The 21,535-nt window shown below is 64.8% G+C and carries 22 protein-coding genes; 17 read left to right on the forward strand and 5 right to left on the reverse strand.

Annotated features, from left to right (window positions below):
• Positions 1–162: 162 nt before the first annotated feature.
• Genes M8523_RS16180 through M8523_RS16190 form a run of 3 tightly spaced genes read left to right on the forward strand, consistent with a single transcriptional unit; the run spans position 163 to position 3,034 of the window.
• Positions 163–945: a (Fe-S)-binding protein gene (locus M8523_RS16180; protein ID WP_282585922.1), complete on the forward strand. Its 783-nt coding sequence runs from the start codon at positions 163–165 to the stop codon at positions 943–945.
• A complete protein-coding gene (locus M8523_RS16185) occupies positions 942–2,372 on the forward strand; it encodes a LutB/LldF family L-lactate oxidation iron-sulfur protein (RefSeq protein WP_282585923.1) in 1,431 nt (476 codons plus the stop codon). The genes M8523_RS16180 and M8523_RS16185 overlap by 4 nt, the downstream gene beginning before the upstream one ends.
• Entirely contained in the window at positions 2,369–3,034 is a 666-nt protein-coding gene (locus M8523_RS16190; protein WP_282585924.1) for a LutC/YkgG family protein, read from the forward strand. Before M8523_RS16185 ends, M8523_RS16190 begins: the two co-directional genes overlap by 4 nt.
• A 78-nt stretch (positions 3,035–3,112) precedes the next feature.
• On the opposite strand, the gene M8523_RS16195 is transcribed toward M8523_RS16190, so the two are convergent.
• Positions 3,113–3,574: a GNAT family N-acetyltransferase gene (locus M8523_RS16195; protein ID WP_282585925.1), complete on the reverse strand. Its 462-nt coding sequence runs from the start codon at positions 3,572–3,574 to the stop codon at positions 3,113–3,115.
• Positions 3,571–3,975, reverse strand: a complete 405-nt coding sequence (locus tag M8523_RS16200) for a rhodanese-like domain-containing protein (RefSeq protein ID WP_282585926.1) — start codon at positions 3,973–3,975, stop codon at positions 3,571–3,573. Before M8523_RS16200 ends, M8523_RS16195 begins: the two co-directional genes overlap by 4 nt.
• Before the next feature lie 85 nt (positions 3,976–4,060).
• Between M8523_RS16200 and ftrA the strand changes: the two genes are divergently transcribed.
• From ftrA to M8523_RS16215, 3 genes are all read left to right on the forward strand, one after another.
• Complete coding sequence (gene ftrA / locus M8523_RS16205; protein ID WP_282586033.1) at positions 4,061–5,032, forward strand: transcriptional regulator FtrA; 972 nt, start codon at positions 4,061–4,063, stop codon at positions 5,030–5,032.
• 226 nt (positions 5,033–5,258) lie between these two features.
• Positions 5,259–6,011, forward strand: coding sequence for a hypothetical protein (locus tag M8523_RS16210; protein WP_282585927.1), 753 nt, complete (start codon positions 5,259–5,261; stop codon positions 6,009–6,011).
• A 178-nt stretch (positions 6,012–6,189) separates the two neighbouring features.
• Entirely contained in the window at positions 6,190–7,713 is a 1,524-nt protein-coding gene (locus tag M8523_RS16215) for a L,D-transpeptidase family protein (RefSeq protein WP_282585928.1), read from the forward strand.
• A gap of 473 nt (positions 7,714–8,186) precedes the next feature.
• On the opposite strand, the gene M8523_RS16220 is transcribed toward M8523_RS16215, so the two are convergent.
• Entirely contained in the window at positions 8,187–9,167 is a 981-nt protein-coding gene (locus M8523_RS16220; protein WP_282585929.1) for an aldo/keto reductase, read from the reverse strand.
• A gap of 80 nt (positions 9,168–9,247) precedes the next feature.
• On the opposite strand from M8523_RS16220, the gene pyrF reads away from it, so the two are divergent.
• From pyrF to M8523_RS16240, 4 genes are all read left to right on the forward strand, one after another.
• Positions 9,248–9,940, forward strand: coding sequence for an orotidine-5'-phosphate decarboxylase (gene pyrF / locus M8523_RS16225; RefSeq protein WP_282585930.1), 693 nt, complete (start codon positions 9,248–9,250; stop codon positions 9,938–9,940).
• Positions 9,941–9,955: 15 nt separating this feature from the next.
• Entirely contained in the window at positions 9,956–10,609 is a 654-nt protein-coding gene (locus M8523_RS16230) for a TetR/AcrR family transcriptional regulator (protein WP_282585931.1), read from the forward strand.
• Positions 10,610–10,666: 57 nt separating this feature from the next.
• Complete coding sequence (locus tag M8523_RS16235) at positions 10,667–11,581, forward strand: hypothetical protein (RefSeq protein ID WP_282585932.1); 915 nt, start codon at positions 10,667–10,669, stop codon at positions 11,579–11,581.
• A gap of 168 nt (positions 11,582–11,749) precedes the next feature.
• Positions 11,750–12,682 carry a glycosyltransferase gene (locus M8523_RS16240; RefSeq protein WP_282585933.1) on the forward strand — a complete coding sequence of 311 codons (933 nt, stop codon included), beginning with the start codon at positions 11,750–11,752 and terminating at the stop codon, positions 12,680–12,682.
• 47 nt (positions 12,683–12,729) lie between these two features.
• Here the strand turns inward: M8523_RS16240 and M8523_RS16245 are convergent, their stop codons facing one another.
• A complete protein-coding gene (locus M8523_RS16245; protein WP_282585934.1) occupies positions 12,730–13,938 on the reverse strand; it encodes a rhamnosyltransferase WsaF family glycosyltransferase in 1,209 nt (402 codons plus the stop codon).
• A gap of 81 nt (positions 13,939–14,019) precedes the next feature.
• Between M8523_RS16245 and M8523_RS16250 the strand changes: the two genes are divergently transcribed.
• The 4 genes from M8523_RS16250 (at position 14,020) to phbB (ending at position 17,431) form a co-directional block, all read left to right on the forward strand.
• Positions 14,020–14,229, forward strand: coding sequence for a hypothetical protein (locus M8523_RS16250; protein ID WP_282585935.1), 210 nt, complete (start codon positions 14,020–14,022; stop codon positions 14,227–14,229).
• An 86-nt stretch (positions 14,230–14,315) separates the two neighbouring features.
• Positions 14,316–15,773: an oligosaccharide flippase family protein gene (locus M8523_RS16255; RefSeq protein ID WP_282585936.1), complete on the forward strand. Its 1,458-nt coding sequence runs from the start codon at positions 14,316–14,318 to the stop codon at positions 15,771–15,773.
• A gap of 45 nt (positions 15,774–15,818) precedes the next feature.
• Positions 15,819–16,583: an SDR family NAD(P)-dependent oxidoreductase gene (locus M8523_RS16260; RefSeq protein WP_282585937.1), complete on the forward strand. Its 765-nt coding sequence runs from the start codon at positions 15,819–15,821 to the stop codon at positions 16,581–16,583.
• Positions 16,584–16,705: 122 nt separating this feature from the next.
• Positions 16,706–17,431 carry an acetoacetyl-CoA reductase gene (gene phbB / locus M8523_RS16265; RefSeq protein WP_282585938.1) on the forward strand — a complete coding sequence of 242 codons (726 nt, stop codon included), beginning with the start codon at positions 16,706–16,708 and terminating at the stop codon, positions 17,429–17,431.
• A gap of 242 nt (positions 17,432–17,673) precedes the next feature.
• Here the strand turns inward: phbB and M8523_RS16270 are convergent, their stop codons facing one another.
• Complete coding sequence (locus M8523_RS16270) at positions 17,674–19,134, reverse strand: carboxylesterase/lipase family protein (protein ID WP_282585939.1); 1,461 nt, start codon at positions 19,132–19,134, stop codon at positions 17,674–17,676.
• Between the two features lie 67 nt (positions 19,135–19,201).
• Between M8523_RS16270 and rdgB the strand changes: the two genes are divergently transcribed.
• The 3 genes from rdgB to M8523_RS16285 are packed head-to-tail and all read left to right on the forward strand — an operon-like array spanning position 19,202 to position 21,463.
• On the forward strand, positions 19,202–19,834 hold the full coding sequence (gene rdgB, locus M8523_RS16275; protein WP_282585940.1) for an RdgB/HAM1 family non-canonical purine NTP pyrophosphatase: 633 nt from the start codon (positions 19,202–19,204) through the stop codon (positions 19,832–19,834).
• The gene (locus M8523_RS16280; RefSeq protein ID WP_282585941.1) at positions 19,810–20,469 is read left to right on the forward strand and encodes a Pr6Pr family membrane protein; all 660 of its coding nucleotides are present in this window, start codon (positions 19,810–19,812) and stop codon (positions 20,467–20,469) included. Before rdgB ends, M8523_RS16280 begins: the two co-directional genes overlap by 25 nt.
• A 4-nt stretch (positions 20,470–20,473) precedes the next feature.
• Positions 20,474–21,463, forward strand: coding sequence for a threonine ammonia-lyase (locus tag M8523_RS16285; RefSeq protein WP_282585942.1), 990 nt, complete (start codon positions 20,474–20,476; stop codon positions 21,461–21,463).
• Positions 21,464–21,535 lie beyond the last annotated feature (72 nt).

Below are 21,535 nucleotides of genomic sequence, written 5' to 3' on the forward strand. Positions count from 1 at the left end.
TCGATCGATGTCATCAACAATTCCTTGCTCAAGCCGTCTTTCCGGGTGAGGCTGATGGCTCGATCGAACCCATGCAAGTCGAAGGAATGCGACTTGCCGCGCCGAAGGCCCTGGGGCACATAGCGGCTCGTCCAGGTGGAATCGCCCGGCCAAGGAATATTCATGAGGGACAACGCCAAACCTGCTCCGCGCGTCGGGCTTCTCGTCACCTGCCTAGTTGACCTCATGCGGCCGAGCGTGGGTTTCGCCGCCGTGAAGCTCTTGGAAGATGCGGGCTGCATCGTCGACGTGCCGGGCCAGACCTGCTGTGGGCAACCGGCCTTCAACTCCGGGGACCGCGCGACCGCGCGCCGGTTGGCGCAGAACATCATCGATGCCTTCGCGGGCTTCGACTACGTCGTGGTGCCATCGGGCTCCTGCGGCGGCACGGTGGTCAAACATTACCCCGAACTCTTCGCCGACGAACCGGGCCTGTCCCAGAAGGCGCGGGCGCTCGCCGACAAGACCCACGAGCTCGTCAGCTTCCTGACCGACGTCATGGGCGTGAGCGACGTCAAGGCCCGTTTCGACGGGACCGTGACCTACCATGATTCCTGCTCCGGCCTGAGGGAGCTCGGCATCCGGGAGCAACCGCGCCGGTTGCTGCAGAGCGTCCTCGGCCTTGATCTCGTCGAGATGACGGATGCGGATGTCTGCTGCGGCTTTGGCGGCACCTTCGCGGTCAAATATGGGGAGATCTCGAACGCCATCGTCGAGCGCAAAGCCGACCGGATCGTGGAGAGCGGGGCCCGCACGATCGTGGCCGGCGACCTCGGCTGCCTGCTCAATATGGCTGGAAAGCTGTCCCGCCGCGGCTCGCCGACAGAAGTGCGGCATGTCGCCGAGATCCTCGCCGGGATGACGGACGCGCCGGCGATCGGGGCGCCAGGAGAGACCACGCGATGACGATCCACCCCACGTCCGCGCAATTTCCCGCCAACGCCCACAAGGCGCTGCACGACCCGCAGCTGCAGAAAGCCTTCAACCACGTCCGCTCGGCCTTCATCGACAAGCGCGCCAAGGCCGCCGCCGCCCTGCCTGAATTCGAGGCGTTGCGCGACAGCGCGCGGGACATCAAGGCCCATACGCTGAAGCACCTCGACGTCTATATCGAGGCCTATGAGGCGAAGGTGCGCGAGGCGGGCGGCACGGTCCATTTCGCCCGCGATGCCGCCGAGGCGCGGGCCGCCATCGTCGAGATCTGCCGGGCGCGCGGGGCCAGAACGGTCACCAAGGGCAAGTCGATGGTCTCGGAAGAGATCGGCCTGAACGACGCGCTCCATGCGGCGGGGATCGAGCCGGTCGAGACCGACCTCGGCGAGTATATCATCCAGCTGCGCGGCGAAGTGCCGTCCCACATCATCGCGCCGGCCGTGCATCTCACCAAGGAACAGGTCGAGGCCGACTTCCGGCGTTTGCATCTGCACCTGCACCCGGACCGCGATCTCTCGGATGCGCAACTGCTGCTGACCGAAGCGCGCGCCATCCTGCGCGAGCGCTTTCTCGCGGCCGACATCGGCATCACGGGCGCGAATTTCCTGATCGCCGAGACCGGCACGTCGGTGATCGTCACCAATGAGGGGAATGGCGACCTCACGCAGATCCTGCCCAAGGTCCACATCGTGCTGGCCGCGATCGACAAACTGGTGCCGACCCGCAACGACGTGGCCCAGCTCCTGCGCGTGCTGGCCCGCTCGGCCACGGGCCAGGAAATGTCGGTCTACACCACCTTCTCGACCGGTCCGCGCCGGGCCGAGGACCCGGACGGGCCGGAGGAATATCACGTCATCCTGCTCGACAACGGCCGCTCGACCATGCTGGGCACGGAGTTCGAGGACATGCTGCGCTGCATCCGCTGCGGCGCCTGCATGAACCATTGTCCCGTCTATCAGGCGGTCGGTGGCCATGCCTATGGCTGGATCTATCCCGGTCCCATGGGGGCCGTGCTGACCCCGAGCCTGATCGGCATCGACAAGGCCGGGCATCTGCCCAACGCCTCCACGTTCTGCGGCCGGTGCGAGGCCGTGTGTCCTGTCCGCATCCCGTTGCCGCGCATGATGCGCAACTGGCGCGAGAAGGAATTCGAACGGCACCTGTCCCCCGCGCCCGTCCGCAACGGCTTGAAACTCTGGGCCTTCTTCGCCGAGCGCCCGGCCCTCTACCGGGCCGCGACCGGCCTCGCCATGCGGGCCATGGCATTGGCGGGCCGCACCAAGGGCCGCTTCACGAGCCTGCCGCTGGCGGGCGGGTGGACGGCGTGGCGCGACATGCCGGCGCCGCAGGGCGCGACCTTCCAGGCGCAGTGGAAGGCCCGCCGTCGAGGCCACCGATGAGCGCGCGCGACGAGGTTCTGGCCTCCATCCGGCGCTCCCTCGGGGTTTCGGGCCGGGAGGCGACGCGGCGGCTTTCGGTCGAGACGCGCCTGGCGACAGCACCACGCGGCGTCATCCCGCAGCGGGGGCAGGTCGACCGTGAGGCCAGGATCGCCCTCATGGCCGACAGGGCCAAGGCCGCGCACGCGACCGTGACGGTTCTCGATGCGATGGAGGCGGTGCCGAGCGAGGTGGCACGCTTCCTGAGGGACGCCAATGCGCCGGCCACGCTGCGCATGGGGGACGACCCGCAGCTCGCGGCGTTGCCCTGGGCCGACACGGCGCTGACAGTCGAGACCGGCCGGTCGCATGGCGCGGATCTGAATGCCGTGTCGCGCGCCTTTGGGGCCGTGGCCGAAAGCGGCACCTTGGCGCTCGTCTCCGGCACCGACAATCCCACCACCCTCAACTTCCTGCCCGACAACCACGTCGTGGTCGTGCGGGCCGACGATGTCGCGGGTGACTACGAGACGGTCTTCTCCCGCCTGCGCGACAGCCATGGCACAGGCATGCCCCGGACGCTGAACTTCATCACCGGACCCTCGCGCTCGGGCGATATCGAACAGACGCTGGTGCTCGGCGCACATGGACCGCGCCGGTTGCATGTGGTGATCGTGCGGTAAGGAGTTCGTGTTCGCGCGCACGGCAGGCGATATCCCAGGCGCGTGAGAAGAACCCGATCTCCTTTTCGACCGTTCCCGCTATCCGGTGAACAGCACCGGAAATGGCATCGCGAACCGCTCCTTGGTTGCTTGGAGCGCCCCGGCTCGCTGATAGAAGCTGATGGCTTCGCTGTTCCAGGCCGGCGTCTGCCATTCGAGCCAATCGGCCCCCTCGGCCCGAGCAAAACCTGCCGCCGCTTCGAACAATTTCCTCCCAGCCCCTCGGCCGCGAGCGCTCGACGCGACAAACAGGCAGTCCAGATGGCCATATCGGCTTGCACGCCAAAGCGAGAAATCGAAAGTCACTGCGGCGTAGCCGATGAGCGTGCCGTCGCTCTCGGCCACAAGCAGGCGTGTCGGTGGGCTGGCCGCCGAGAGGATCGTCCCGAGATCGCTGAGCGATAGAGAAGCCATTCCACGCTCGAACGCCGCATGCTCTCGGACCAGATCGAGGAGGGCCGGTGCGTCGGACAGCGACGCCACTCGGGCAGGGTGGTTCACGCCGGGGCCCCATCCCGCACCAGATCAAAGCCCTCGTCGAGCCAGCCCGTGATCCCGCCTGACATAATTTTGACGGGCCGTCCGATTTCGGCGAGCCGCAGGGCCCCCCTTGCCGCACCGTTGCAGTGAGGTCCGGCGCAGTAAGTGATGAACACCGTGCCCTCTGCCCATTGTTCGAGCTTGGAGCGCACGATCTTGCCATGCGGTAGGTTGATGGCGCCTAGAATGTGACCGGCGGCGAACAAGGCAGGGCCGCGCACGTCGAGGAGCACGAAATCCGGCCCGAACGCCAAGGCGTCGTGTACATCCCAGCAGTCGGTCTCGAATGCGAATTCGGCGGCGTAGTGCTCGCGGGCAAGGTCACTCGGCGCGGGTGGCACGGCGGTTACGGCGGTAGGCATGACGATCTCCATCGGTTCACCACCCCATGTCGCACCCGCCAAGCCGCGCTTGCAATTGGCGTGAATGACAGACACCATGAAGATCATGCCAAAGACAACAGGCCCCCTTGCTGTCGCACTCCTCTACGACGGCCTATGCACCTTCGAGTTCGGGATCGTGGCCGAAGTGTTCGGCCTGCCCCGGCCCGAGATGGGGGAGACTTGGTATCGCTTCGCAAGTTGCGCGATCGAAGACGGCCCCCTGCGAGCGCATGGAGGTTTCAGGCTCACGCCGGAACACGGCGTCGAGCTGATCGAGCGTGCTGACATCATCCTGGTGCCCGGTTGGAAGGGAGCCAACGAGCCGGTCCCAGAGGATCTCTGTCGCCGTTTACGCGAGGCCCACAAGCGCGGCGCACGCCTGGCTTCGATCTGCTCGGGCGCCTTCGTGCTCGCAGCAACCGGGCTCCTTGATGGGGGAACGGCAACCACGCACTGGCGCTACGCCGAAGTTCTGCGCGCGCGCCACCCGGCCATCACGGTCGATCACGCTTCGCTTTACCAATCGCATGGGCGCATCTTCACTTCCGCCGGAAGCGCCGCGGGGCTCGACCTGCTGATCGAGATCGTGCGTCAGGACTACGGACCGGACGCGGCAAACTCGGTGGCGCGCCGCCTCGTGATGCCTGCCCACCGCACAGGTGGCCAATCGCAGTTTCTGGAACGGCCTGTGCCGGTGCTGCGGAACGCTGCGGTTGCACCGCTGCTCGATCGGATTCGAGTGGAGCTCGGCACTCCCTGGCCACTGGCACGCATGGCTGGGGAATGCCGCATGAGCCTGCGCACGTTCGTCCGGCGCTTCACCGAGGCGACGGGGTTGCCGCCGGGCGAGTGGCTGGCGATCGAGCGGATCGAGGAATCCAAGCGATTGCTCACTGTTGGCCATCTGGGAATCGACGAGATCGCGGTCGCCGTCGGACTAGGCGCGGCCGACAGTCTGCGCCACCAATTCCGGAAGCGTGTCGGCATCAGCCCCAGGGAATATCGGGTGCGCTTTGGCCGTCTTGGAACCGCATAGAGTAAGGTGTCGGATTTCCGTCGCTTCAGGAGATCTCCGTCCTCGTCAGGGACAGCCGAAGAGTTTTGATTCGACCTTGCCGACGAGTTTGGATGTATCGCCGCCACACCACGGCCGTGTGGTGCGCGGCTGCAACGCCCGGCCGCATTTGCCGGGCAGCCCGCCTTTTGCCAAACTTCCCGCCACGCAAGTTGCTAGACCAACCGCGTCGAACGGGAGAGTGCTGATGAGCCGGTGGTTGCAAGCCGTGATGGTGGTGGGCGCGGTGACGCTTGCCGGCACGCCCGCCTTCGCCTGCAAGGGCGGCAAGACGCTGTTCTCCGACGACTTCCAGGAGGTTGACGCGAGCTGGGGGCTCGATGCGCCGGACGTCATGGTCGAGGACGGCAAGGTCAAGGTCAAACCGCAGCCGAACATCTCCAACCTGTTGATCTACAAGGGTCTCAACTTCGGCGAGGTGGACATCTGCCTGACGGTCCGCATGCCCAAGGTCGTGTCGAACAACGACAACACCATGGCGGGCCCGGTCTTCCTGCAGCAGGATTACGACAACTACTACATGTTCATGATCACTCCGAGCGGCTATGCGGAGATCGCCCGCAAGCTGAATGGGAAATGGGTCAGCATCGTCGACTGGAAGGCGGATGCCGACATCAACACCAAGGCCGGGTCGGACAACGTCCTGCGCGTGCTAGTCAGCGGCAACACGATTTCGGCCTTCGTCAACGATGCGAAATTCGCCTCCGTGAAGGGGCAGATCCCCGACGGCGGCGGCCGTATCGGCATGCGGGCGCAGTCGGAGGAGAACCAGGTCGACACCTGGAAGTTCAGCCTGTTGAAGGTCACGGACGTGCCGGTCGACGCGTCGGCCGGTGCGCCGCCGCCTCCCCCCGCGACGGCGGGCGCAACCAAGACCGACGATACCGCCAAGGTCACCCCGGCCGCCCCCGCCGCGCCAGCGACACCGGCCACACCCTGACCCGACCAGCGTTGCATCCCTGCATCAGACTCCGGGAGGTTTGATCAGGCAGGGAAAGAGCCTTGGAACGACCTCAATCGACCCCTAGTTCGGAAGCTTCACTTTCGTCCGAACTCTTGACATAGGAGTTGCGGACCGTCTGCTCGGTCGTCCAACCGTTCGAGAAGCGCGAGGGCCAATGTTTCACGGTCGTTATGCCAGAGCCGGAGTCTCGCTCGGAGTTCTTTCGGCCCTCGGCCTCGGGCTGAGCGGCGGCGCGTGGGCGCAAGACCAGGCGCCGAACCTTCTGTCGCCCGCGCCCATCACCGGCATCGCGACACCGGCGGTCCCGGCCGTGCCGGCTCCCACCATTACCAAGCCTGCGGCCTCGGCACCGGCCACGCCACCCCCCCAGGCGGCGCTCCCACCGAGCCCGGCCGCGACCCAGGCGATCCCCGGGGCGACCGCTACCGTACCGGCCACATCCACTCCGGCCGCCCCGATCCCGACCGCCGAGGTGAAGCCGCGGAAAAAAGTGGCGCCCCCTGCCCCGCCTCGCGAAACGGCACTTTCGACCGATCCGAACCCGACCCTGACGCCGGAGACGTTCTTCGCCACCGCCAAGGCCTCCGAGCGCTACGCCGCCATCGCGGATGCCGGCGGCTGGCCCGTGGTGTCGGGGCCGTTGACGCCGCAGTCGTCCGGCAAGGGCGTGACGACGCTTCGGTTGCGGCTTGCCATCGAGGGTTATCTCGGCAAGCGCGGCGCCCAAGCTGCGGGCGATGGGCAGAGCCCGGCCATGTTCGACACGCGCTGGGGGCAGGACCTGACCGATGCCGTCAAGCGCTTCCAGGCGCATCACGGCCTGAAGGAGACGGGCCTTGTGCAAGGCGCCACCCTCAAGGCCATGAATGTGCCCGCCAATGTGCGCTTCACCGAACTCGCATCGAGCGCGCAACGGCTTGCCGGGCGGAACTTCAATTTCGCGGACCGCTATGTCGTGGTGAACATCCCGTCCGCGGCGGTCGAGACGGTCGACCATGGCCAGGTCCACAAGCGCTATGTCGCGGTGGTGGGCGACCCGGATCATCCGTCGCCTGAGGTCGATGCCAAGGCGATCGCGGTCAACCTCAATCCGACCTGGACGCTGCCGGTCTCGATCATCAAGAACGAGATCATCCCCAAGATGCAGAAGAATCCGGGCTATCTCACCCGCGAGAAGATCCGCGTCCTCGACGGCGCCGGCAATGTCATCGACCCGCGCTCGATCGATTGGAGCACCCAGAAGGCGACGAACTACACGCTGCGGCAGGATTCAGGCATCGCCAACGCGCTTGGCTCGATCCGCATCAACATGCCGAACAAATACGCGGTCTATATGCATGACACGCCCTCGAAGCGTTTCTTCGGCGCGGATTTCCGCTTCCTGTCGCATGGCTGCGTCCGGGTGCAGGGGGTCTATGATCTCGCGGCCTGGCTGCTGCAAGGCACGCCCGGCGCACCCGACGGAACCTGGACCGGCGACGCCGTGAGTTCGAAGATCGCGGGCGGCGAACATCAGGAGGTTCGCCTCTCGGCGGCCGTCCCGGTCTCCTGGGTCTATCTGACGGGCTGGTCCAACGGCGAAGGCACGGCGAATTTCCGCGACGACGTCTACGGGCTCGACACGATCGGTGCGCCCGCCGAAGCGAGGGCCGACCTCGAGGCTTTGACCAAACAGTAAGGAGACGCCGGGGGGCCTCCCCGGTCATTGCGAGACGGCGAAGCCGCCGTGGCGATCCATGCCGTGCCTGGGACCTGGATCGCCATCGAAGCAATCCGCGTCCGAGTTGCAACCGGGAGCTCCCTCCGTCCCCTGCCGGCCTTATAGCGACCTGCATGAGGTTCAATGGGTGCCGTGTCCCTTCGCCCTCAAGCGGCTGTCGTATTAACACAATGTCTGAAGACCCGGTGCGGTTTCTCCCCTCTCCCTTGTGGAGAGGGGCCGGGGGTGAGGGTCACGACGAACGCGGTTTTCGTCAGGAAACCAATGTCCTCTCCCGTTCCGACCCTCACCCCTAACCCCTCTCCACAAGGGAGAGGGGGATTCCGGGAAGCTCCGCCGAGATGTGGGAATGCCGTAGGCGCCTGCGGGGCGAAGGTTCAAAACCCGATATCCAGCCAGAGACGACCAGTCGAGCCTGATGCGGCTTGGTATTACCCGTTCAATGCCGCCATCGCGGCTTCCGGATAGCGGGTGCCAGCCGCGGCGCCCGGCGGGAATGCGGCGTCGAGGTCGTCAAGCTCCTGGCGTGACAGCACGACGTCGACCGCGCCGACATTGTCCTCGAGATAAGCGCGGCGCTTGGTTCCAGGGATCGGCACGATGTCATCGCCCTGCGCCAGAACCCAGGCGAGCGCCAATTGCGCGGGCGTGATGCGCTTGCGGGCCGCCATTGCTTTCACCTGTTCGGCCAATTGCATGTTCTTGGTGAGATTGTCGCCGGCGAAGCGCGGGTTCTGCAACCGCCAGTCGTCGGCCGCGAGAGCCTCCGGCTTGACGGCGCCGGTGAGAAACCCGCGCCCAAGCGGGCTGTAGGGCACGAAGCCGATCCCGAGCCGGCGGCAGGTGTCGAGCACCTCGCCCTCCATGTCACGCGTCCACAGCGAATATTCACTCTGCAGCGCCGTGATCGGATGCACCTTGTGGGCCCGTTCGATCGTCGCGGCCGACGCCTCGCTCAGCCCGAGGTAGCGGACCTTGCCGGCTTTGACGAGGTCCGCCATGGCCCCCACCGTGTCCTCGATCGGCGTGTTGCGGTCGACGCGATGCTGATAATAGAGGTCGATGTGATCGACCCCGAGCCGCTTGAGACTGCCCTCGACGGCCGCCTTCACATAGGCCGGGCTGCCGTCGACGAAGCGATTGCCCTGGGCATCCACCCGGTTGGCGAATTTGGTGGCGATGATCAGGCTGTCGCGCTTGCCCTTGATGGCCTGGCCGACGAGTTCCTCGTTCGTATGCGGCCCGTAGATGTCGGCGGTATCCAGGAAGGTGATGCCGAGCTCGACGGCGCGATGCAGCGTCTTCACCGATTCCGCGTCGTCGCGTCCGGAATAGAAGGCGCTCATGCCCATGCAGCCGAGGCCGATCGCCGAGACTTCCGGCCCTTGCGCGCCGAGTTGACGTTTTTTCATGATGATGGTCTTTCGATCCCGAAGGGGGCAACACCCCCGATGTAACGCGCGACGCGAGCGCGACCACGGCGGAGATCAGTATGGCTCGCGAAAACCGCATCATCGTGGCGCTCGACCTGCCGAATATCGCGGCGGCAGCCGCGATGGTCGACCGCCTAGGGCCCGCGGCGGACTTCTACAAGATCGGGCTGGAGCTCGCCTATGTGGGCGGGCTCGATCTGGCCCGTGAGCTTATCGCGGACGGCAAGCGCGTCTTCCTCGACCTGAAGCTGCACGACATTCCGAACACGGTGACGCGGGCGACGGCGCAAATCGCCGGGCTCGGCGCCACTTTCCTCACCGTGCATGCCTATCCGCAGACGATGGCGGCGGCACTGGTGGGGCTCGGCTCGAGCGGCTTGAAACTGCTCGGCGTCACGGTGCTGACTTCGGCCGACGACCACGACCTCGCGACGGCCGGCTACACGGAGGGCGCCGCGGCGCTCGTCTTGCGCCGGGCCCGGCAGGCACGCGACCTCGGCCTACAGGGGCTCGTACTGTCGCCGCTGGAGCTTGCCGCCGTCCGGCCGCTGGTGGGTCCGGGCATGTGCCTGGTCACGCCGGGGATCCGGCCGGCCGGTGCGGAGAAGAGCGACCAGAAACGCACCCTGACGCCCGAGGAGGCCATTGCGGGTGGCGCCGACTATCTCGTGATCGGCCGGCCCATCACCGGCGCCGCCGACCCGCGACAGGCATTCGAGGAGATGTCCGAGGCTCTTGCGCATGTGGCGTAACGACACCCCATCCGCATGACGGGGCGCGGCGATTGGTTCGGCGATAAGGAGGAGCGGCGGTCCTACCATCACGGCCGCTTGAAGGACGCACTCGTCGAAGCCGCACGCCGACTCGTGGCCGAGCGTGGTCTCGCCGGCTTCACGCTGGCCGATGCCGCGAAGCTCGTGGGGGTCACTGCCGCCGCCCCCTATCGTCACTTCTCCGACCGCAATGCGCTCGTCGAGGAAATGGCGCGTCGCGGCTTCGAACAATTCGGCGAGCGGCTGCACAAGGCCTGGGATCTCGGCCAGCCCAATCCCCGCACCGCGCTTGCCCGCATGGGTGAGGCCTATCTCGACTTCGCCCGCCAGGAGCCCGGCCTCTACAGCGCGATGTTCTCAAACATCCAGACCTTGTCGGCCCCCGCCCCCGGGACGGCCGCCACCAAAGCCCTCGACGTGCTGCGGACGGCCGCCCAGGTGACCATCGAGGCCAGCGTGCCCGGCCCGGCGGATGGGCGAGAGCTCGCCTTCCGGCTCTGGGCCTATGCGCATGGGGTCGCGACACTGACGCTCGCGGGCCATCTCGATCCGGCCTTCGAGGGCGGTGACCCTGGGCACGTGCTGCGCCAGGGCAGCGCCGCGCTGATCGACGCCGCGATCAAGCGTGCGCAAGCCATATCGCGCTGATCGCGACGGAACGCGAAGCCCCGGCTCCTCGTTTCCCTCCAAACAGGAGGTGGGCTCATGACTTACGATACCGCAGACTCAGGCACCCGCGATGGCCGGCGCACCGCCACGGCCTTTTTCGACAGCCGCGAGGCGGCCGAACGGGCGAGAACCGACCTGCTTGGCGCTGGGCTGCAGGCCGATGCCGTCACCATGTTGGGCGACCAGCGCGCGGCGGCCGAGGATGCACCGATCCTGCCCGAGGAGGGCGGCTTCTGGCATGCTTTGAAGGAATTCTTCATTCCCGACGAGGATCGCTTTACCTATGCCGAGGGGCTTCGCCGCGGCGGCTTTGTGGTTTCCGTCCATACCGACGCCGCCAACTACGATCGTGCCCTCGACATTCTCGATGCCGATGGGGCGGTCGACATCGACGAGCGTGAACAAGCCTGGCGGTCCGAAGGCTGGCAGGGTTGGCAGGAAGGCATCTCGCCGCTCGGTGGGCCGCCCGACAACAGCACGGCCGGCTTCGGGGCGAGCTATGCGGGCGAAGACGGCTACCAGCCGCTGCAACCCAAAAGCGTCCCTTCGGAGGCCGCAACCGGAAGCCTGACGACCGCCGGGGGCATCGAATCCGAATCGCGGGCCGATGCCAGCAAGGTCGGCACCGGCCCGAACGAGCCCGGTGCCCTCAACCCAGACATGCGCGAGCGCATCGGCTCCGGCACCGCCAGCATGACCCCTCCGACCCCGACGGGCCCCCAGGATGCCACGTTGTACGACAACGCCGCCGCACTCGACCGCAAGGCCGCCATTGAGGATGCGTCGCTGGGGAGTGCGACACGATCGGGGCTGGAGGCGCCAGGCACAACATCGACGATCGGGCGTGACGCCAAAACGGCACCGTTTGAAAGTTCCGCGTCGCGCCGTGACACCAGTGTCCAGCGTTCGCGGGTGCGGGGATTCATCGTCAACCCCGTCGACGGCGCATAGAGGGGTTGGACAGAGGCAAGGCAGATCTTCTTCTCCCAGCGCTGAGGGGCGCTGGGAACCCTGGATTTGCCAGTCTCCCTGACGTAGAGGAAGAAAGCTCTAGGAAGTCGTGAAAGCTTAGCCTAGATGTCAGGCTCCTTGCACGTCGCCTCGTCACTCGGGAAGACCATGCCAACTTGCGACATCCTTCTCGCCTCCTACAATGCGGCTAAGTATGGGCCAGCGCTACTCGACTCATTGTTATCCCAAACCTACCAGGAATTTCAGCTGATTGTTCGTGACGACGGGTCGACGGACAATTCTCTCGACCTGCTCAGACAGTACCAGCCGAAATTTGGTGGCCGTATGCGGATCGTTCAGGACGGACATCCAACGGGGTCAGCTCAAGGCAATTTCTCGCTTCTGCTTCAGGAAAGTGACGCGGACTTTGTTCTTTTTTCCGACATCGACGATGTGTGGCTGCCCACCAAAACCGAGCATTTCATCGACCTGATGCAGAGGCACCAATCCGGTCTCTCACCTGATACACCTCTTTACGCGTTTACGGATGTGGTTCCGGTAGATGCCTCGCTTCAGCCTGTGAGTGAGGGGTACTGGAAGTTCAAGCAGATTGATCCTGAGATCAGCCAACACTTGAACCGATCGTTGATCTGTTGCCCGATCCTGGGTTGTGCGTCGGGAATCAACCGCGCCCTGGCGAAACTCACAACCCCTGTTCCAGCTGAGGTCACCGGTCATGACTGGTGGGCGCTTCTCATTGCCTCGGCGCTTGGCAAGGTCGTCTACAGTGCCGAGCGCACGTTGCTGTATCGGTTGCATCAAGCGAATGTTTCGACACCAAAGCGGGTTAGCCTGACCGAGTATGCCCGGGCCGAAAATCGGTTCGAGAAGGTGCGAAGAGGCATGCTGCGGCGCAGTGAACAGGCGCAGGCCCTTCTCGATGCCTTTGGGCCAGCCATGACGGCTGACAAGCGGCGGATTGTTGAAGGCTTTGTCGGCCTGCGGCGCGAAGGCTTCCTGCGCCGTCGCTACAATCTCCTCCGCGGCCAGTATCTATACCCCGATATGGCCCGAAACCTGGCCGTGCTCATCGCGAGTTAATATCGAGGGACGTCACCCTTTCGGTTCGGAGCCCGTCTGAAAGCACTTCAGCCTTCCAGAAACTTCGGCACAAGATCCGGTAGGAATGGGAATTCCACCTCACCACCGAGGAAAGCCCGTGCCGCGGAGGCCGGGACGGTGGTTCTGGAGAACTCTTCGCAGGTTGCCTGCAGGGCCGCGGCGAGGGCGACCGGCGTGGTCTCGACGACGCTGCGGATGTTGCCCACCCGCTGCGATAAATCTTTGTTGTCGAACGTGTTCGTGACGACGAGTGCGCCGAATTCGGCCATTTCGAGTGGCGGGTAGCTGGGGTGGGGCGATGCCATCAGTGAAAAGCCCACAGCGGCATCGAGCAGATACGACGCATACTGGTCGAGCGGGACCTTGCCACGCGATCGGAGCACGAGACCTTTTGCAAGCTTGATGTCGCGATGTTTCTCACCGAGTGAGACCAACTCCCACTCACCCGCATTCGGATCGGTGCGTGACCAGTTTTCGAGTGCCTCAACCACCATATCGAAGGCATTCCGGCCGGTTCCCGGGCGCCCGTAAACCAGCATCAGCTTCCGCTTCTTGTGGCCGGCCAGCTTGCCGAGGTGCTTGGCCAAAGACGGGCTGAGACGCGGTTCAAAGGCGTAGCTCATGGGATATACGATATCGTTCTTCACGAAGTAATCGTGGAGCAGCTGCGTGTTGAAGACCGCTATTGCATCATCCTTTGGAACATAGGTGGCACGTGCCAGAAGGTGCCGCCCGGACCAGGGGTAAAAGCCAGGCTCGTAATCCTGGATCATATAGATGAACCGGGAGGGTCGCCGAACGGATTGCACCCGCCGTGCGCTGCGCACGAACATCGCCGACATCCAATTCGTGGCAATGAAATGATCAGACTCGTCGATCTGGGGCACGAAATTGGGCTGTTTCTGAAAGGCGATCGTCTTGCTGCCGGCGTGCGGCTTTGAATCGAGGTCCCAGCCGGCCCATTTCTCCGTGTCGAAACTGTCCTCTGCCTCCGATTGCACGATGAGGCGATGCCGCTGAAAGTGGGGAGAAACAGCATCGAAGAGTCGGATCGCCGTATCGGCACCGCCGAACAAAGCTCCCTTCCTGATCCCCATCACAACGAGGTTCAGGCGGGGGACCGTATTCGAGGCTCCTGCCACTACGGTCATCGGCGGAATACCGGTGACCTTGTAGTTATTGCGCGCCGCCAGCTGGCTTTTCACACGAGCCTTAATGAATTCCTTGATACTCATGAAACTCCTAGACCATTGACCCAATAAGCGGAACAACGCGGCGATCAAACATCCTTCGTCTTTCGGTCGCAAGATACACACTTGGCATCGAAAGCCAATCATCTACGGCAGGAGCCTGACGAGACCTACCAGTTCAAGCTCGCTGGTCAGACCGTCGATGTGCTGCAGTCCCGGCAACGACGGTTCGAGAGGATGGACCTAGAGGAAGCCGAGGTCGATCTGGTCCCGCGCCGCAACATCATGTATGGGTCAATCAGGATTTTGGCAGGGTTCCATAAATCGACACCCTGAATCACAGTTCCATTCGAAGTCTAGACGAGGCCAAGCACTACGGCATGTCCGACACAAAACTTTCAAGAAGCGCGAAGGCGGCTCGGATGTTGCGACGGCCCGGATCAAGCCTCATCCTTGCCGTCTCCAGCATCTGCAATGTCTTGTTTCCGCTCATCCGCGGTGTCTGCCTTGCGCATCTTCTCACGCCCGCCGAGTTCGGCTTGGCCGTGACGGTGACGATTGTTTCTGGCATCGCCGAACTCGTCACCGATCTCGGGATCGGCCAAATGGCGATCAAATCCGGCGACAGCAAGAGCCTCGCCACGCTGCATTCGATCGCTGTGATCCGCGGCGCTTTGCTCGGGTGCATGATCGCCCTCGGTGGACCGCTCTTCGCGTGGGTCTTCCATTCTCCGGGCACGGCTTGGATTTATGCCGTGGTGGGCCTGGCCTCTTTCATCCGCAGTTTCATGCATCTGGACATCAAGGTTCAAATGCGAGGCTACAGCTATCTCGCCGACGCCGTGGCGACGATCGGATCCCAGACCATCTGGAGCGTCGTGACCATTATCGGCGCGATGATCCTCCATGACTATCGCGCCATGGCCTTTGGATTGATCGCCTTCGCGCTTGGCTATGTCGGCCTGACGCACATGATGTCGCCCGGCCCGTGGCGAATGGGGTGGGACAAGGACGTGGTCCGGGAATCCATCAAATATGGTCGACCCCTGGTGTTGAACGGGATCGTCTATTCCGTCCTGAGCCTCGGTGATCGCACCCTGGCTGGTGCCAGAATCAGCCTCGACCAGCTGGCTCACTACACGGCGCTGACGACGTCGGCGTTCCAGCCGCGCGCGGCCATCAGCGGATTTCTCAACTCGCTGTTCATTCCCCATTTCGTCAACGCGAGAACACCGGCCGACCAGCGCCAAGTCACCGACCTGTGGTTCATCATCATCTCGCTTCTGACGGGGATTTTCGGTTTCGGCTACCTGGGTCTGGGCCAGTTGTTCACCGCCGTCGTGTTTGGAAAAGCCTACCATATCGACCAGACGATCGTGAGCTTGGTGGGTATTCTTGGCAGCATTCGGTATCTCACCTGCCTGCCTTCACCGCCGGCTTTGGCTTATGGGAGAGGGTCTCTCCTTCTGCAATTCACCCTGATGTCGATAGTCGGTCTCGGGATCGGGGGTATTCTCGTTCTGTATTACCCAGGGCTGACTTTTTTGGTCCTCGGCATGTCGATCGGTGAAACGATCGCGCTATTCTGGGTCGTTCACCGGCTTCTGCGGTTCCTCCCCGCCACGCCGGCTGTGGCCTGGTGTTCCGTCTTGATCCCTCTCGCACTGTTGGTTTCGATGGCCATCCTGCTCTATTTCGACGAAGCGGCGAGCCTAATGCTGAAATTTACCTTGTGCTTCGTCGGCGCCTGCCTGCATGTGACAGCCTGTATGCTGGTCCTGCGACATTCGGGATCCGGTCTCAAAGACGTACTCCGGGTACTCTTCCCGGGGAAGAGCAGTCCGACCTTATCGGCCGCCATCGCCTCCGGACCGCCTTGATCCCGCGCCGGACCGCCTGCTGCGAGATCCGGAAAGGGAACGGTCATGCCGACGGGAAACACCACATCCGACAAGCGGTTCGCGGGGCGGCGGGCGGTTATCACGGGTGGGGGGTCGGGTATAGGTCTCTGCGTCGCCGCGCGGCTTGCCGCCGAGGGTGCGGCCGTGTGCCTCTGGGATACCAACCAAGCCAGTCTCGACCGCGCCCGGAAGACGATCGGACCCGACACGGTCGGGAGCATCGTCGACGTGACCGACTGGTCGGCGGTCGATGCCGCCGCGATCGCGGTGCGTGAACGGTTCGGCGGCATCGACATCCTGGTCTGCAGCGCCGGCGTCACCGGCCCCAACGTGCCTTTGTGGGATTATCCGGTCGACGCCTGGCGGGCCGTGATGGATGTCAACGTCAACGGGCTGTTCCACTGCAACCGCGCCGTGGTGCCGCACATGCTGCGCGGCGGCTATGGGCGGATCGTCAACATCGCCTCCGTGGCCGGAAAGGAAGGCAATCCCATGGCCTCGGCCTACAGCGCCTCGAAGGCCGCTGTGATCGGCCTGACGAAATCGCTCGGGAAGGAACTGGCGCAGAAGAACGTGACCGTGAACGCGGTCACGCCGGCCGCCGTCAAGACAGCCATTTTCGACCAGATGAGCCAGACCCATATCGACTACATGCTGTCGAAGATCCCGATGGGCCGCTTCGGCACGGTGGACGAGATCGCGGCCCTCGTGTGCTGGCTCGCGAGCACCGAGTGCTCCTTCACCACGGGCGCCATCTTCGATGCATCGGGCGGTCGCTCGACCTATTGACGGCATCCCTGGCCCGCGCGGCCCCGGAACGATGGTTTCGCTAGCCCGTTGACGCGGAATACGTGAAGAATGAGAGCGCGGCCCCCGAAGGGCTGAATGAAAAAAAGTCAGGGAGATCGATCATGGCGCACGTGGCACTCGTCACAGGAGGCACACGCGGTATCGGCGCCGCCGTCGCGAAGGCCCTCAAGCAGGCCGGAAACGACGTTGCGGTAAATTATGCCGGAAACGACGAGGCCGCGAGCCGCTTCACCAGCGAGACGGGCATCAAGGCCTTCAAGTGGGATGTCGGGGACTACGACGCCTGCGAGAGCGGGATCGCGGAAGTGGAGCGCAAGCTCGGCCCGATCGGCATCCTGGTCAACAACGCCGGCATCACCCGCGACGGCTTCTTCCACAAGATGACCCGCGACCAGTGGAGAGCCGTGCTTACCACCAACCTCGATTCGCTTTTCAACATGACGCGTCCGCTTATCGAAGGCATGCGGAACCGTGGCTGGGGGCGCATCGTGGTCATCTCATCGATCAACGGACAAAAGGGTCAGATGGGGCAGGTCAATTATTCGGCCGCCAAAGCCGGGGATATCGGCTTCGTCAAGGCGCTCGCGCAGGAAAGCGCCGGCAAGAACATCACTGTGAATGCCATCTGCCCGGGCTATATCGGCACCGAGATGGTGCGGGCCATCAACCCCGAGGTGCTGCGGACCAAGATCCTGCCGCAAATTCCGGTGGGGCGCCTGGGCGAGCCGGAAGAGATCGGCGAACTTGTCAAATACCTCTGCTCCGAGGCGGGCTCCTTCATCACCGGATCGACGCTCAGCATCAACGGCGGTCAATATATGATCTGAGTTCGAGAGGATCTGTCGGGTTCGATCACGACGTGATCGTCCCTTCCCGGCGATAACTCTTTGTGCCAACCTGATCCGCACATCGGCACATCATGAACGTCTACCCACGCCTCCTCCCCCGGTGGAGAGGGGAAGGAGACGGGAGTAGCAACGGCTGGCCGGCGCTTTCATTCGCCAACCCGCCGACGCTTTCCGGCCTTCGCCCTGCGCCTGACCGTAAGGCGAGCAGCAGAGAGGCGCGTCTACCGCCCGGCCTCGATATCGTGCCCGCCCCAGGCCTCCCGCCGCACCTGAAGAGGGTCGGCCAATATTCTGTCCTGCAAGTCGAACAGCCGCGTGAGTCGCTCAGGCAGGCGGTAAGCGGGCCAATCCTCGCCCGGGGCGCCGGTGCGGACAAAGCTCGCCCAGGCGGCGCGCATCCGCTCCGAAAGGCCGGAACGACGGCCCGTGAGGAAGCCGCCACGCAGAGCCGCCGCGAAGAGACCGGGGAACGGCCAGAGAAAGAACAGTTCAAGAGCGTGGCAGGCCCGAAGCAGCGGATGGGCATAGTCGAAGCGGTATACCCAGGTTGGCGCGCCGCGCGCCGCATGCCGCTCGGCCCAATGCAGCGTGGGCATCACGAAATTGGCGTCGGACCCGAGAGCGCGGTTACCTTCGGGAGTGTCAGGATAGACACGCTCCAAATTGGCGGCCACGGCGGCAGGACAGTCGCGGCGGATCACGTCGACCAGCGCCGCTCGCGTCATTCGCAGGATCTTGGGACCGGGCATGAGCCGGAACAGGACGATTTCGTCACGATTGGCGCCCGCGAGCACCGGCATGACGGGTGTTGCCCTGGCTTGAGCCTCGGCGAAGCTGGCAGGCAGCAGATCGCCATCGAACCATGGCGCAGCAGGTGAGATATTGGAAAATCGCCGTGCGACCGCCTCCTCGGCGTCGAGCAGCGCGTCGACGGCACAAGCGCGAAGGTCTAGAGCCGTGGATCCGAGATGATCGAGATAGGCATTGGCCACGGTGAGACTGGTCTCCCGCGTTTGCGCGAGGTTGAAGACGCCGCTCTGCAGGATGGCCTGCTGGAAGAGCGGCCCGGCGGCGGCGGTCAGCATCAGCAGCGAGACGATGATGGAGCCAGCCGACTCGCCGGCGAGCGTCACCCGCTCTGGATCACCGCCGAAGCCGGCGATGTTGCGCCTGACCCAGCCGAGCGCGGCGATGACGTCATGCAGGCCCAGATTGCGGCCAAGCGTTTCGTTGCCCGACGCATCGGCCAGATTGACGAAGCCGAAGACGCCAAGCCGGTAGTTGATCGTGACCACCACGATGTCGCCGGCAGCCGCGAGCGGGCCGCCCCGATAGAGGGCGCCGCTGCCGCCCACGAAAGCGCCGCCATGCACCCAGACCATCACGGGTCGAAGCCGCTTATCGGCGGCCGGCGACCAGATGTTGAGGTACAGGCAATCCTCGGAGAGCGTCGGCCCGAGCCGTTGTCGCCCGCCACCGAGCCATGCCATCCGCTGGGCCGCCGCGGCGCCGAAATGCAGCGCCTCCCGGGTGCCGCGCCACGGCTGGGCCTGTTCGGGCCGACAGAACCGCAAGGGCCCCACCGGCGGCTGCGCATAAGGAACCCCGCGCCAGGCCCAAACACGATCGTCCCGGCCCCCGCGAAGCGGACCCTGCTCGGTTTCCACCACACCCTCTGTCATCCGCTTTCCTTCATGGCCCACGAATGGCATTGAGGGCTCGACTGCCTCTCGAACCGAAAGTGACTTCATGCCGCCCCTCACCCGGCTCGTCATCGCCACCCACAATGCCGGCAAGCTCCGCGAGATGGGCGAACTGCTGGCGCCCTATGGCATCGACACGGTTTCGGCAGGCGAACTCGGCCTGCCGGAACCCGAAGAGACCGGAACGACCTTCGTGGCCAATGCCCTCCTCAAGGCCGAAGCCGCGGTGGCCGCCTCCGGACTGCCGGCGCTCGCCGACGATTCGGGATTGTGCGTCGATGCGCTCGACGGCGCACCGGGCATCTACTCCGCCCGCTGGGCCGGCCCGTCCAAGGATTTCGCCGACGCCATGGCTCGGATCAACGGCCTGCTCGACGAGAAGGGACTCGCCCCCGCCGAGCGGCGCGGGCATTTCGTGGCGGCGCTCGCGCTCGTCTGGCCGGACGGGAGCCAGGAGATCGTGGAAGGCAAGGTCTTTGGACAGCTCGTCACCCCACGTGGACCGCTCGGCTTCGGCTATGATCCCATGTTTTTGCCCGATGGGTACGACCGAACTTTCGGGGAGATGAGCGCGGAGGCGAAGCACGGCATCCCGGCTGACGGAAGCGAAGCGCTGTCGCATCGGGCACGTGCTTTCCAGATGTTGGCGCGGCGGTGTTTCTCGCCAGCGCCGCGGTGACGACGCCGGACGATCCTCCGATCTGGCCGGCACTGACGCTGGCCGCCATCATCGCGGCCGCGGCCTGGGTGGGCGTCGGATTGGAATTTGCCATCGCCCTTGGCCGCTGGGGGTCTGCGGCCCTGGCTCTCTGGTCGCTGTTGCGATTTTTCACGATCACGACGAATCTGCTCATCGCGCTGGTGTTCACCGGCATTGCGGCGGGCCGCGTTCACTTCGCCCAGTCCTGGATCACGGCCGGGCTCGGACTGTCGATCCTGCTCGTCGGCATCGTGTTCAAGCTTCTGCTGGAAGGGGTCGTCGCAGTCGACAGCGCACTCGGGAACGCGCTGTTGCATCGCGTCACGCCGGTGCTGGTGCCGCTGTTCTGGCTGGCCTTCACGCCGAAGGGCCGGCTGCGTGCCACCACCCCGCTGCTCTGGGTCGCCTACCCGGTCGGGTATTTCGCCTATGCGCTCATCCGAGGCGCATGGGGCGGCATCTATCCCTATCCGTTCATGGATGTGGCGGCGATCGGATGGGGACGGACCGCCATCAACGCGCTGGTGATCGGCCTCGGCTTCACGGTCACGGGTTTCTTCTGGGTCTGGCTCGACCGCATTCTCGCGGGCCGGCGTCCCGTTCTCATCAGGTAGGCTCATGCTCCAGGACCCTCTCGCGATCGATTTCGCGGACATTCAGGCCGCCGCCGGGCGGATCGCCGGTCACGCTGTCCGGACTCCGCTCCTCAGCCACCCGGACCTCGATGCCCGCACGGGCGGACGTGTGTTCCTGAAGGCCGAACCGCTGCAGCGCACCGGCTCTTTCAAGTTTCGCGGCGCCTTTAACCGGATCGCGCAGATTGACCGGGCCCTGACGCCCGGCGGCGTCGTGGCCTTCTCGTCGGGCAATCACGGCCAGGCGGTCGCCGCGACGGCGCGCCATTTCGGCCTTCCGGCCACGATCGTCATGCCGGCCGACGCGCCAGCCATCAAGGTCGAGCTCACGCGCAGCCACGGCGCGACGATCGTGCTCTACGACCGGTTCGGCGAGGACCGGGCCGCCATCGCGGCGCGCATCATCGCCGAGACGGGCGCCGTGCTGGTGCCGCCCTATGACGACCCGAATGTGATCGCCGGACAAGGGACCGTCGGGCTGGAGATCATGGAGGATCTGGCCGCCCTCGGTTTCGTGCCGGATCTGGTGCTGTGCTGCTGCGGCGGCGGCGGCCTGATCGCGGGCGTCGCGACGGCGGTGCGGGCGCAGGCGCCGGAGGCCGCGATCTATGCGGTCGAGCCGGAAGCCTTCGACGACACGGCCCGCTCATTGGCCAGCGGCACGCCCGAGCGCAATGCGCCCGGCGGCACGACGATCTGCGACGCCATCGTCACGCCGACACCCGGGCAGCTGACCTTCCCGATCAACCGTCGCCTGCTGGCGGGCGGACTGCGGGTGAGTGACGACGAGGTTCGCGGCGCCGTGGTCTATGCGATCCGGCACCTCAAAGTCGTGGTCGAGCCCGGCGGCGCCGTCGCGCTTGCGGCGCTGCTGGCCGGGAAGATCGATTTGAGTGGGAAAGTGGTCGTTGCGGTGCTGTCCGGCGGGAATATGGATGGAGCGTTGCTGTCGGGTATTCTCGCGGAACCGTGAAGCGCTTCGCGCCCACCAAGACTTCGGCTGCCTGATAACGCCAAATCTTCCTTCTCGATGCTTCCTGCAATA

The sequence above is a fragment of the Lichenifustis flavocetrariae genome, from assembly GCF_026130545.1.
Classification (GTDB): Bacteria; Pseudomonadota; Alphaproteobacteria; order Rhizobiales; family Beijerinckiaceae; genus Lichenihabitans; species Lichenihabitans flavocetrariae.